Genomic DNA, 12,187 nt, shown 5'->3' on the forward strand with positions numbered 1-12,187 from the left:
GGGGGCGGCGGACAGACTCGTCGGTAGGTTCACGACCCGAACGAGGGAACGATGGCGCGACTCAGCCGTGAGAAGAAGCGGGAACAGCAGCAGGCCGCACACGCGGCGCACCTTGCGGCAGTGCCGATCGACGTCCGTATACCCGTTGCCGCGGGAGGCGGCGCGGGTGCGCGGAGCGCGTCCGTCGACGGGGTGCTGGTGGTCGCCGGACCCGGTGAGGAGGTTCAGCAGGCCGTGCTGAACCGGCTCCACCGCATCGCCCTCGCCTCGGGGCGTGCCGTCCTGGCCACCATCCACGACGAGCGCATCGGCTACGTCGTCCCCCTCCAGGTCGGCCCGGACGGTGCCAGCCACTTCACGGGGGAACCGGCGCCGATGAAACCGGAGCCGGGGCCGGCGCCCGCGTCGGGGTCCGAGCCGGAGCCGGCGCCGGTCCATGCGGCGGGCCGGGACACGGCCCAGCAGGAATCAGCGGCGACGCCGCACACCGCCGTCCCCTTCTCCACCGTCCCGGCCCCGGGCCCGGTCGCCGTCCTGCCCCCGCGCCCCGGGCACGACCGGCCGGCCCACGTCCTGCGCCCCGTACCGGACCCGCCACGGGCACCGGCCCCGGACCGGGAGCCGGCACCCGACCCCGTACGGGACCCCGCCCCCACCTTCCGGCTGCGACCGGTGCCCGGGGCGGCGGCGGGAGCGACACCCCCGGGAACGGTCGCGCCGCCGACCGGCGAGTTCGGCCCGCCCCCGCCCATGGACGCGCGCCCGCACCACGCCCCCGAGGCGGACAGCCTCCCCGGGCCCCGGCCGGCAACCCCGAGGCCCCCGGCACACCCGCTCCCTCCGGTCGACCGGATACCGGGCCCGCTGCCTTCGCCGACCGGCCCGGCGCCGCAAGCCGGCCGCCCCCGGACGCCCGCACCACTTCCGGAAACCGCGTACGGCACCGAAACTCGCAGCGGCAGCGGCAGCGATCCCGACCCCCAACCGACCCCGCCCCGCGGCTTCGACGCCGTGGCGGAGGCGATCCTCGGGGACGAGCCACCGGCCGTACCGGGCGAGACCCGTCTGGCCGAGCCCATGGGCCTGATCAACGACGCGGTCCGGGCGGGCCGGATCGACACCGCGGCCCGACTGGCCGGGGAGACGCTGACCGAGGCCTCGCAGACGCTGGGGCCGGAGCACCCCGAGGTGCTCCGGCTGCGCGAGCTGACCGCCTACATCGCCTACCTCGGCGACGAGCCGCTGCGCGCCTTCCGGCTCTCCCTCGACCTCGCCGGTATCCACCGCCGGGCGGGCGACGCGGAGGCCGCCTACGGCAACGTCCGCAGCGCGGCCACCGCCTGGCGCGCGGTGCGCGACCCGCTGCGTGGGCTGGAACTGGGGCGCGACCTGATCGAGCGGTGGACCGAACTCGCCACCGAGGGCGGTCCGGCCGCCGACGAGATCGAGGAACTGGAGTCCGCCCACGCCCGCATGGCCCGCCTGACCGACCGCGCCCGGCACGGGTGAACGAGCGGGGCTCCCTCGGGCCGTGAAGGCCTCAGTGCACGCAGTACTCGTTGCCTTCCGGGTCCGTCATCACCGTCCAGGAACCGGACGGTTCCTCCACGCGCCGCAGCACCCGCGCCCCAAGCCGTTACAGCCGTGCCGCCTCCGCCTCGCGGCGCCCTCACCGGGGTGCAGGTCGGGGTGGAGCCGGTTCTTGGCCGTCCTCGGCTCCGGCACCCGCTGGAACAGCAGTCGCCGTCCCAGCCCGGTGCCGCTCTCCTCCTGGTACGGGTCGTCGGGGTGCCGCACCGCGGCCAGGTCACGCCAGGCGGCGCGGCCGTGCTGCTCGGTGGTCAGCTCGGCCGGTACGGCGCCCAGACCGAGCGGCCTCTCGACGAGGGCGCTGTGGTCCTCGACCGTGTACCCGAGGGCGGCGGCCCAGAAGTCGGCCTGTGCGTGCGGGGCGGCCGCGTCGATGACGAGCTTCCGGCGCACGGGAGTCACGGAGGCGACGGGGCCGGCGGAATCGGTGGGGCCGTCGGGGGCGGTTGATGCCGGTGGCTGCGTCATGGAGCCATTCAAGCGCCCCGAGCAGCCCTACGGTCCGACTGTCGGCGCATCCACCGTGTTCACTGACTCCACCGCGCCAGCCGCATCCCCCGCCGGCTCCACAGGACTCGTCGCCGTCGCCATGGCGACGACCGTCGTGGCTGCACCGACTGCACCGACTGCACCGGTCGTGGCGGCCGCCGCTGCGGCCGCCACCCTCGCCCGCTCCCTGGTGAGCGCGCGGGCGGAGCGGCGGGCGGTGCGCAGCGCGTCCCAGGTCAGGAGCATGAGCGCCAGCCACACCAGGGCGAACCCGGCCCAGCGCTCGGGCGGCATGGCCTCCTTGAAGTAGAGGATGCCGAGCAGGAACTGGAACACCGGGGCCAGATACTGGAGCAGCCCCATCGTGGACAGCGGCACACGGATCGCGGCGGCGCCGAAGCAGACCAGGGGGAGCGCGGTGACGATCCCGGTGGCGGCGAGCAGCGCCGCGTGCCCCGTGCCCTCGGTGCCGAACGTGGAGTCGCCCTGGCTTCCCAGCCACAGCAGATAGCCGAGCGCGGGCAGGAACTGGACGGCCGTCTCGGCGGCCAGCGACTCGACGCCGCCGAGGTTGACCTTCTTCTTCACCAGCCCGTAGACGGCGAAGGAGAAGGCGAGGCAGAGCGAGATCCACGGCGGGCGGCCGTAACCGATGGTGAGGACGAGCACCGCGGCGAAGCCGACCCCGACCGCTGTCCACTGCACGGGCCGCAGCCGTTCCTTCAGCAGCAGGACGCCGATGGCGATGGTGACCAGCGGGTTGATGAAGTAGCCGAGGGAGGCCTCGACGACGTGCCCGGAGTTCACCGACCAGATGTAGACGCCCCAGTTCACGGTGATGACCGTCGCGGCGACCGTGATCAGGGCCAGCCGGCGGGGCTGCCGCAGCAGCTCCCCGAGCCAGGCCCAGCGGCGTACGACGAGCAGGGCGGCGCCCACGAAGAACAGCGACCAGACCATCCGGTGGGCCAGGATCTCCACGGCCCCCGCGGGTTTGAGGAGCGGCCAGAAGAGGGGGACGAGTCCCCACATGCCGTATGCCGCGAAGCCGTTCAGCAGTCCCTTGCGCCGCTCGTTGGCCGACTTCTCGGTCACGGGTCCTCCTTCTCACCTGCTGCGTCCGGGGCGTTCGACGCCTGCCGTCCGGGCGGCCGACGCCCGCCCGGACGACGGTAACGCCGCACCCCCCTGCCTGTCATGCCCGTATCGGAATACGGTCATGACAGGCAGGGGGGTGCGTCCGGGCCGCGGGACCGCGCGGAGGTCAGCCCTCCAACGCGGCGGCGACGGCGTCCGCGAGCGGCGTGGTCGGGCGGCCGGCCAGGCGGGCCAGGTCGCCACTGGTGACGACCAGTTCACCCTTCGCGATGGAGGCGTCCACGCCCGCGAAGACGGCGGCCATCGGCTCGGGCAGTCCGGCACCGCCCAGGATGCCGGTGAGCTCCTCGACCGTGACCGGCTTGTAGGCGATCTCCCTGCCGGTCTGCCGGCTCAGCTCGGCCGCGTACTCGGCGAGGCTCCACGCCTCGTCGCCGCCCAGCTCGTAGGTCTTGTTCTCGTGGCCCTCGCCGGTCAGTACGGCGACCGCGGCCGCGGCGTAGTCGGCGCGCGCGGCGGAGGAGACACGGCCCTCACCGGCGGCGGCGACGACCGCGTCGTGCTCCAGCACCGGGGCGAGGTTCTCGGTGTAGACCTCGTGGTACCAGCCGTTGCGCAGCAGGACGTACGGCACGCCGGAGTCCAGCAGGGCCTTCTCGGTGCCGCGGTGGTCGTCGGCGAGCGCGGCGGTCAGCGTGCCGGGGGCGCTGGTGTAGGCGAGCAGGGCGACACCGGCCGCCCTGGCGGCCTCGATGACCACCCGGTGCTGCTGCACCCGGCCCTTGTCGAACTCGTTGCCCGAGATCAGCAGCACCTTGTCGCCCGACGCGAACACACCGTCGAACGTCTCGGGGGTGCTGTAGTCGGCGACCGCGAGCCGTACGCTGCGCTCCGCCAGATCGGCGGCCTTCTCCGGGCTGCGGACGACGGCGGTGACCTGCTCGGCCGGAACCCTCTCCAGCAACTGTTCCACGACGTGGCGGCCGAGGTGTCCGGTGGCTCCGGTGACGACGATGCTCATGATCAGAACTCCTTGTGGGGTGTGGTGCCCTCAACGCCAGAGCCATCGCTAACTTTTCGTAAGTGCCCACTTTGAAGTAAGGTACTGGTATGACGGTAAGTGAGGGTGTGACCGTGTCCCCGGTGCCTGCACCGGCGCCTTTTCCCGGACCGCTGAGGAGCGCGCAGGAGGCGATGTGCCCGCAGCGCCTGGTCATGGAGCACGTGACGAGCCGCTGGGGGGTGCTCGTGCTGATCCGGCTCCAGGAGCGGTCCTACCGCTTCGGCGAGCTGCGCCGGACGATCGGCAGGGTCAGCGAGAAGATGCTCACCCAGACCCTCCAGACGCTGGAGCGCGACGGCCTCGTCCATCGTGACGCCACACCGGTGATCCCGCCGCGCGTCGACTACTCCCTCACCGACCTCGGGCGCGAGGCCGCCGAACAGGTGCGCGCGCTGGCCCTGTGGACCGAGCGGCGCATGGACGACGTGCTGGCCGCCCGTCAGACGTACGACGAAGCCCGCCAGGCGTACGACGAGGCCCGGCGGACGCGCGACGAGGCCCGGACGCTCTGAAGCGTCCGGGCCTCGTGCGGGGCTCCGGCTTTCGGCGGGCAGCCGCTCAGCCGACGACCGTCCACGTGTCGTTGCCCGCCAGCAGCGCGCCGAGGTCGCCCTTGCCGTGCTGCTCGACGGAGGCGTCCAGCTGCTCGGCCATCAGCGTGTCGTAGACCGGACGGTCCACGGAGCGGAAGACACCGATCGGGGTGTGGTGCAGGGTGTCCGGATCGGCGAGCCGGGACAGCGCGAACGCGGTGGTCGGGGACGCCGAGCGCGCGTCGTGGACCACGATCTCCGCCTCGTTCTCCGGCGTCACCGCCACCACCTTCAGGTCGCCGGTGACCCGGTCCCGGGCGACGCCCTTCGCGCTGTCCGCACCGAAGCGGATCGGGCTGCCGTGCTCCAGCCGGATCACCGCCTCCTCGGCCTGCTGCCGGTCCTTGAGGACCTCGAAGGCACCGTCGTTGAAGATGTTGCAGTTCTGGTAGATCTCGACCAGGGCGGTGCCCGGATGGGCCGCGGCCTGCCGCAGCACCTCGGTCAGATGCTTGCGGTCCGAGTCGACCGTACGGGCCACGAAGGACGCCTCCGCGCCGATCGCCAGCGACACCGGGTTGAAGGGCGCGTCCAGCGAACCCACCGGCGTCGACTTGGTGATCTTGCCGATCTCGGACGTCGGCGAATACTGACCCTTGGTCAGACCGTAGATCCGGTTGTTGAACAGCAGGATCTTCAGATTGACGTTACGGCGCAGCGCGTGGATCAGATGGTTGCCGCCGATGGACAACGCGTCCCCGTCACCGGTGACGACCCACACGCTCAGGTCGCGCCGGGACGCCGCCAGACCCGTCGCGATCGCGGGAGCGCGGCCGTGGATGGAATGCATCCCGTAGGTGTTCATGTAGTACGGGAACCGGGACGAACAGCCGATGCCGGAGACGAAGACGATGTTCTCCTTCGCCAGACCGAGCTGGGGCATGAAGCCCTGCACGGCGGCCAGGACGGCGTAGTCGCCGCAGCCGGGGCACCAGCGCACCTCCTGGTCGGACTTGAAGTCCTTCATCGACTGCCTGCCCTCGGCCTTGGGCACCAGGGCGAGCGCCTCGCCGAACGGAGAGTCACCGAGGGGGGACGGGCCGCCTGTCATCGCCTCAGCCATCGATGGCCTCCTTCAGCGCCCCGGCAAGCTGCTCCGCCTTGAACGGCATGCCGTTGACCTGGTTGTAGGAGTGGGCGTCGACCAGGTACTTCGCCCGGATCAGGGTCGCGAGCTGGCCGAGGTTCATCTCGGGTACGACCACCTTCTCGTAACGCCGCAGGACCTCCCCCAGATTCCGCGGGAAGGGGTTGACGTGGCGCAGATGGGCCTGCGCGACCGCGCCCCCCGTGCCCCTGATGCGCCGTACGGCCGCGGTGATCGGCCCGTAGGTGGACCCCCAGCCGAGCACCAGGACCCTGGCGTCACCGTCCGCGTCGTCGACCTCCAGATCGGGGACGTCGACGCCGTCGATCTTCGCCTGCCGGGTACGCACCATGAAGTCGTGGTTGGCCGGGTCGTACGAGATGTTGCCCGTGCCGTCCTGCTTCTCGATGCCGCCGATCCGGTGCTCCAGACCCGGTGTGCCCGGGACCGCCCACGGCCGGGCCAAGGTGTGCGGGTCCCGCTGGTACGGCCAGAACACCTCGGTGCCGTCGTCCATCGTGTGGTTGGGGCCCTGCGCGAACTGCACTCGCAGGTCCGGCAGCTCCTCCGTGTCCGGGATGCGCCACGGCTCGCTGCCGTTGGCCAGATAGCCGTCGGAGAGCAGGAACACCGGCGTCCGGTAGGTCAGCGCGATCCGGGCCGCTTCGAGCGCCGCGTCGAAGCAGTCGGCCGGCGTACGCGGCGCGACCACCGGGACCGGTGCCTCGCCGTTGCGCCCGTACATCGCCTGGAGCAGGTCCGCCTGCTCGGTCTTGGTGGGCAGACCCGTGGACGGGCCGCCACGCTGGATGTCCACGATCAGCAGCGGCAGCTCCAGCGACACCGCGAGACCGATCGTCTCGGACTTGAGCGCCACTCCGGGGCCACTGGTCGTCGTCACCGCCAGCGAACCGCCGAAAGCCGCCCCCAGCGCGGCACCGATGCCGGCGATCTCGTCCTCGGCCTGGAAGGTCCGCACGCCGAAGTTCTTGTGCCGGCTCAGCTCGTGCAGGATGTCCGAGGCCGGCGTGATCGGGTACGACCCCAGGAACAGCGGCAGATCCGCCTGCCGGGACGCCGCGATCAGACCGTACGCCAGGGCCAGGTTGCCGGAGATGTTCCGGTAGACGCCCGGCGGAAACGCCGTGGCGGCCGGGGACACCTGGTAGGAGACGGCGAAGTCCTCCGTCGTCTCCCCGAAGTTCCAGCCCGCCCGGTAGGCGGCGATGTTGGCCGCCGCGATGTCCGGCTTCTTGGCGAACTTCGATTTCAGGAACCTCTCCGTGCCCTCGGTGGGCCGGTGGTACATCCAGCTCAGCAGGCCGAGCGCGAACATGTTCTTGCTGCGCTCGGCCTCCTTGCGGGTGAGGTCGAACTGCTTCAGCGCTTCGACCGTCAGCGTCGTCAGCGGCACCGGATGGAGGCTGTAGCCGTCGAGCGAGCCGTCCTCCAGCGGGTTGCTCGCGTAACCGACCTTCTGCATCGCACGCTTGGTGAATTCGTCCGTGTTGACGATGATCTCCGCGCCGCGCGGCAGGTCCCCGATGTTCGCCTTCAGCGCGGCCGGGTTCATCGCCACCAGCACGTTCGGCGCGTCACCGGGAGTGAGGATGTCGTGGTCGGCGAAGTGGAGCTGGAAGGACGAGACACCCGGCAGGGTGCCGGCCGGGGCACGGATCTCGGCGGGGAAGTTCGGCAGGGTCGACAGGTCGTTTCCGAAGGAAGCCGTTTCCGAGGTGAAACGGTCACCGGTGAGCTGCATACCGTCACCCGAGTCCCCCGCGAACCTGATGATCACCCGATCCAGACGGCGGACGTCCTTCGTACCCGCCGCTTTGCGCTGCTCTCCTGGGACTGTTCCGTCGGCCTGCTCCGCTGGGCTGCTGACCTGACTGGTCACTGAACTGGACCTCCTCGAGGGCGGCTGTCCGGGACCGGCCCTCCCGCGGGCCGTCCCTGGATCAACCCTACGTCCGTAAGGGTCGCCTTCCTCGGGTGATTCGCATCTTGGACACGACTTCGAGATGTCCCGCAGCCACCACGCGGCCACTGCGCGGCCTCCTCGCGAAGCGTCGGTGCGACGTGCGGAGCGCCGACGCCCCGCGCCTCCTGCCCGGGTTCCCCCTGGTCGTCGACCCGCCGGCCCCTGCCCTCCAGGAGGCCGCCCGCACGCCCGCGGCTCAGCCGCCTGCCGCCGACGTCAGCCCTCGCCCGCCGACGTCACCCGTAAGTGGATCGAGAGGGTCCGGTTCAGGGCTTGAGGTAGGTCAGGACCGCGAGCACCCGGCGGTGACCGCCGTCGCTCGGGGACAGCCCCAGCTTCAGGAAGATGTTGCTGACGTGCTTCTCCACGGCTCCGTCGCTCACCACCAGGTGCCGGGCGATCGCCGAGTTCGTCCGCCCCTCCGCCATCAGCCCCAGGACCTCCCGCTCCCGCGGGGTGAGTCCCGCGAGAACGTCCTGCTTGCGGCTGCGGCCGAGCAACTGCGCGACGACCTCGGGGTCCAGGGCCGTACCGCCCTCGGCCACGCGTACCACCGCGTCCACGAACTCCCGTACCTCGGCCACCCGGTCCTTGAGCAGGTAGCCGATGCCCCGGCTGGAACGGGCGAGCAGCTCCGTGGCATAGCGCTCCTCCACGTACTGCGACAGCACCAGCACCCCGACGCCCGGATGCGTCCTGCGCAGCTGGACGGCGGCCCGCACGCCCTCGTCGGTGTGCGTCGGAGGCATCCGTACGTCGGCCACCACGACGTCCGGCAGCTCCCCCTGGTCGTTCAGCTCGCTGATCGTCTTGATCAGCGCGTCGCCGTCGCCGACCCCGGCCACGACATCGTGCCCCCGGTCGGTCAGCAGCCGGGTCAGGCCCTCCCGCAGCAGCACTGAATCCTCGGCGATGACCACACGCACTCTGTTCTCCATGAATCCTCGGCCCCCACGCCCCTCATCCGGGCCCGCCCGTACGGTGGGCCCGGCTGACGGGGCCAGCATCCCAGCATCCGGTGACCGATGCGGAGGGGTGACGCAGCCAACGCGAGAGAAGTCTTCGCGGGCAGGAGCCCGCATCGGTGGCGGGGACATGTCCGAGTACGGCCCAAGGGCGGTTTCCTGGTGCAGGAGTGTGTGCGGGGACGGGCCCACACCGCGCCGCCCGTCCCCGCACACCTGTCGGCCGCTTCCGCGTCTTCAGCCGCCGCTCACGCGCTCACGCGTCGGCCCAACTGGTCCACTGGACCGCGGATCTGCTGATCCGGTGGCCGCCGGCCTGCTCACCCGCCGGTGCGCTCACCTGCCCGCCGCGTCTGATCCGATCGCCAGGGCAGCTCCGCCGTCACCCGGGTCGGGCCGCCGGCCGGGGAGTCGACCACCAGGATTCCGTCCACCGCGTCCAGCCGCTCCGCAAGTCCGGCCAGTCCGGACCCCCCGGACACCTCGGCACCGCCCACGCCGTTGTCCTCGACCTGCACCATCAGCCGGTTCTCCGTCCGCCACACCTCCACGGTCGCCCGGGTCGCCCGCGCGTGCTTGCTGATGTTCTGCAGCAGCTCCGAGACGGTGAAGTAGGCGATGCCCTCGATCGCCGGCGCCGGGCGCTCCGTCAGATCCACGTCGACCCCCACCGGGACCGTGCACCGGGAGGCCACCGACGACAGAGCCGCGTCAAGGCCCCGGTCGGTCAGCACGGCCGGGTGAATGCCGCGCGCCAGGTCCCGCAGCTCCTGCAGCGCCGTCTTCACCTCGCCGTGCGCCTCGTCCACCATGTGCGCCGCGGCCTGCGGGTCCTCCCGCAGCTTCTCCTTCGCCAGCCCCAGGTCCATGGCCAGCGACACCAACCGGGCCTGTGCCCCGTCGTGCAGGTCGCGCTCGATGCGCCGCAGGTCCGCCGCCGCCGTGTCCACCACGGTGCCCCGGCCCGACTCCAGCTCCACCACTCGCGTCGCCAGCCGGGACGGCCCGAGCAGCCCGTGCACCAGCAACCGGTCCACCATGGTCAGCGCCCGCACGATCCACGGCGTGGCGATGGTGAACAGCAGTCCGATCAGCGCGGTCACCGTGATCTCGAACGGGTTGTCCAGATAGATCTGGTGCTGCCCGTCGCCGTACAGCTGTATCCCGTCCTGACCGGTGTACATCGGGAAGACCCAGAACCACAGGGGGTACGTCAGCAGCGACCAGCCGATCGACCAGAGGGTCACCGTGACGGTGAAGGCGAACACCGCCCACGGCAGGTGGAGCACCGCGTACAACAGCGACCGCCACGAGGCGCCGCTCTTCAGCACCGCCCCCGTCCAGGCCATCACCCCCCGGCGCTTCACCCGCAGCGGCTCCGGCTCGGCCACGTCCAGGTCCAGCAGGCCCCGCGCCCGCATCCGCTCCAGCGCCCCGAACCCGCGGCATCCGGCGAGCCCGGCGGCCAGCACCGGTACGCCGAGGAACGTCACCAGCAGACCGGCGCCCAGCGACACCATCGTGACCGCGTAGGTGAAGAGCAGCAGGCCGACCGGCAGACTCAGCAGGACGTACACCAGCTCGCGCCAGGTTCGCCCCTCGACCGGTGCACGCAGCACTGCCGGCACCCGGTGCCGCCGCTCACCGGCCCTCCCGGGGTGCCCGGTGGGCGTGCTGCAGAGCCCGTAGCTCTGTCCGTACTCGGTGGCCATCGGCGTCGTCCTTCTCCTCGTCCGGCGGCTGCGCTGTCGTATCTCCAGACTCCTCCGCAGCAGGTCGGCGGACCATGGAGCACGTCGCAGTCTTGGACGGGGGGTTTTCCCTACCTCCGACCGGGGCGGACGGCCGTGCGGGCACGGACCGGGTCGCGCGCGGTCATGCGGGGCGTGCGGTTACGTGGCCGGCCGTACGGAGTCCCGCGTGGGTGTACGCGTACGCGTGTCCTCGGCGAGGGCGCCGGAGCGGTCCCACCACGGCAGCTCCGCCGTCACCGTCGTCGGGCCCCCTTCCGGCGACTCCACGACGAACAGGCCGTCGACCGCTCCCAGCCGGTCCGCGAGACCCCGCATCCCCGTGCCGCCGTCCAGGCTCGCGCCGCCGCGGCCGTCGTCCTCCACCTGGATGAGCAGGCGGCCGGCCGAACGCCACACCTCGACCGAGGCCGTACGCGCGGCGCTGTGCTTGCTGACGTTCTGCAGCAGCTCCGAGACGGTGAAGTAGGCGATGCCCTCGATGGCCGCGGCCGGCCGTTCGGTGAGATCGACCGCCACCCTCACCGGCACCGTGCAGCGCGAGGCGACCGACGACAGGGCCGCGTCGAGACCGCGGTCGGTCAGGACCGCGGGGTGGATGCCGCGGGCCAGGTCCCGCAGCTCCTGCAACGCCAGTTTCACCTCGCCGTGCGCCTCCTCGACCATGGACGCCGCCGCGTCGGGATCCTCCAGCAGCTTCTCCTTGGCCAGACCCAGCCCCATGGCCAGGTTCACCAGCCGGGCCTGTGCCCCGTCGTGCAGGTCGCGCTCGATCCGCCGCAGATCCGCCGCGGCCGTGTCGACCACGACACCCCGGTCGGACTCCAACTCGGCTATACGCCGCTCCAGTTCGTCGGACGGCGACAGCAGGCCGCGCACCATCGCCCGGTCCGCGTTGGCCAGCCCGCGCGCGATGAACGGCAGCACCGGCCACAGCACGAACAGCGAGGCCAGAGTGACGGTGAAGGTGACGACGCCCCACGGCAGACGTATCACCTCGTACAGCGCCGTACGCCAGCCCACCGGATCCTTCAACGCCATCCACAGCCGTGGCAGGACCCCTCCGGCACCGTGCAGCGGCAGCCGGCTCGGCTCCTCCACCCGCACCCCGAGCAGCGCCCTGGCCCGCGCCCGCTCGCCCCTGCCCAGCAGCCGCGTCCCCATCAGACCGGCCGCGAGCAGCGGGAACCCGACCACGGTGACGGTCAGCCCGAGGCCCAGGAAGAGCACGGTCACGACGTATATGAAGCCCACCAACGACACCGGGAGGTTCGCCAGGAGGTGGGCGATCTCCTTCCAGGTGTGCCGGTCGTAGGCGAAACGCGCCGGTGGCGGGCAGTCGTCGGGAGAAGGGGAGGGATCGGTCATGTGTCATAGCGTGCCCGGCCACGGGGGTCCGCGCCATGAGGTGGGCCCCTGATATCCACGGGGGAAATCCCCACCCCGCGTACCAGGGGGTGACGGGCTGCTTACGGGGCACTTATCAGGGCCTAGACTCCGGTGCGTACAGATCGTCGAACAGCGAGGGGCGGACGTGCGGCAACCGACCGGCGTCGATCCGACCGGC

The 12,187-nt window shown here is 71.7% G+C and carries 9 protein-coding genes and 1 pseudogene; 2 read left to right on the forward strand and 8 right to left on the reverse strand.

Going from position 1 to position 12,187, the window contains the following annotated elements; translation table 11 throughout:
• Nucleotides 1-51 precede the first annotated feature (51 nt).
• A complete protein-coding gene (locus TU30_RS04730) occupies nt 52-1,509 on the forward strand; it encodes a hypothetical protein (protein ID WP_042164963.1) in 1,458 nt (485 codons plus the stop codon).
• 31 nt (nt 1,510-1,540) lie between these two features.
• Here the strand turns inward: TU30_RS04730 and TU30_RS04735 are convergent.
• From TU30_RS04735 to TU30_RS04745, 3 genes and pseudogenes are all read right to left on the reverse strand, one after another.
• Nucleotides 1,541-1,983 (reverse strand): annotated as a pseudogene (locus tag TU30_RS04735) (VOC family protein).
• 102 nt (nt 1,984-2,085) lie between these two features.
• Nucleotides 2,086-3,174, reverse strand: a complete 1,089-nt coding sequence (rarD, locus tag TU30_RS04740) for an EamA family transporter RarD (RefSeq protein ID WP_042164967.1) — start codon at nt 3,172-3,174, stop codon at nt 2,086-2,088.
• Between the two features lie 169 nt (nt 3,175-3,343).
• Complete coding sequence (locus TU30_RS04745) at nt 3,344-4,198, reverse strand: SDR family oxidoreductase (RefSeq protein WP_042164969.1); 855 nt, start codon at nt 4,196-4,198, stop codon at nt 3,344-3,346.
• Nucleotides 4,199-4,371: 173 nt separating this feature from the next.
• Between TU30_RS04745 and TU30_RS04750 the strand changes: the two genes are divergently transcribed.
• Nucleotides 4,372-4,752 (forward strand): helix-turn-helix domain-containing protein, encoded by a 381-nt coding sequence (locus TU30_RS04750; protein WP_042164972.1) that lies wholly within the window; start codon nt 4,372-4,374, stop codon nt 4,750-4,752.
• Between the two features lie 46 nt (nt 4,753-4,798).
• Here TU30_RS04750 and TU30_RS04755 read toward each other — a convergent pair whose 3' ends face one another.
• From TU30_RS04755 to TU30_RS04775, 5 genes are all read right to left on the reverse strand, one after another.
• The gene (locus TU30_RS04755) at nt 4,799-5,896 is read right to left on the reverse strand and encodes a 2-oxoacid:ferredoxin oxidoreductase subunit beta (protein WP_042164974.1); all 1,098 of its coding nucleotides are present in this window, start codon (nt 5,894-5,896) and stop codon (nt 4,799-4,801) included.
• Nucleotides 5,889-7,820 (reverse strand): 2-oxoacid:acceptor oxidoreductase subunit alpha, encoded by a 1,932-nt coding sequence (locus TU30_RS04760; protein ID WP_042164977.1) that lies wholly within the window; start codon nt 7,818-7,820, stop codon nt 5,889-5,891. Before TU30_RS04760 ends, TU30_RS04755 begins: the two co-directional genes overlap by 8 nt.
• 350 nt (nt 7,821-8,170) lie before the next feature.
• Nucleotides 8,171-8,842 carry a response regulator transcription factor gene (locus tag TU30_RS04765; RefSeq protein WP_042164980.1) on the reverse strand — a complete coding sequence of 224 codons (672 nt, stop codon included), beginning with the start codon at nt 8,840-8,842 and terminating at the stop codon, nt 8,171-8,173.
• Between the two features lie 347 nt (nt 8,843-9,189).
• Nucleotides 9,190-10,581 carry a sensor histidine kinase gene (locus TU30_RS04770; protein WP_042164982.1) on the reverse strand — a complete coding sequence of 464 codons (1,392 nt, stop codon included), beginning with the start codon at nt 10,579-10,581 and terminating at the stop codon, nt 9,190-9,192.
• Between the two features lie 180 nt (nt 10,582-10,761).
• Nucleotides 10,762-11,988: a sensor domain-containing protein gene (locus tag TU30_RS04775; protein WP_042164983.1), complete on the reverse strand. Its 1,227-nt coding sequence runs from the start codon at nt 11,986-11,988 to the stop codon at nt 10,762-10,764.
• Between the last annotated feature and the right edge of the window lie 199 nt (nt 11,989-12,187).

It is taken from the genome of Streptomyces sp. NBRC 110035, assembly GCF_000829695.1.
Lineage (GTDB): Bacteria > Actinomycetota > Actinomycetes > Streptomycetales > Streptomycetaceae > Streptomyces.

Coding starts and splice junctions, on each gene's coding strand:
- TU30_RS04730 (WP_042164963.1), top strand. CDS start 52: ATGGCGCGACTCAGCCGTGAGAAGAAGCGGGAACAGCAGCAGGCCGCA.
- TU30_RS04745 (WP_042164969.1), bottom strand. CDS start 4,198: ATGAGCATCGTCGTCACCGGAGCCACCGGACACCTCGGCCGCCACGTC.
- TU30_RS04750 (WP_042164972.1), top strand. CDS start 4,372: ATGTGCCCGCAGCGCCTGGTCATGGAGCACGTGACGAGCCGCTGGGGG.
- TU30_RS04755 (WP_042164974.1), bottom strand. CDS start 5,896: ATGGCTGAGGCGATGACAGGCGGCCCGTCCCCCCTCGGTGACTCTCCG.
- TU30_RS04765 (WP_042164980.1), bottom strand. CDS start 8,842: ATGGAGAACAGAGTGCGTGTGGTCATCGCCGAGGATTCAGTGCTGCTG.
- TU30_RS04770 (WP_042164982.1), bottom strand. CDS start 10,581: ATGGCCACCGAGTACGGACAGAGCTACGGGCTCTGCAGCACGCCCACC.
- TU30_RS04775 (WP_042164983.1), bottom strand. CDS start 11,988: ATGACCGATCCCTCCCCTTCTCCCGACGACTGCCCGCCACCGGCGCGT.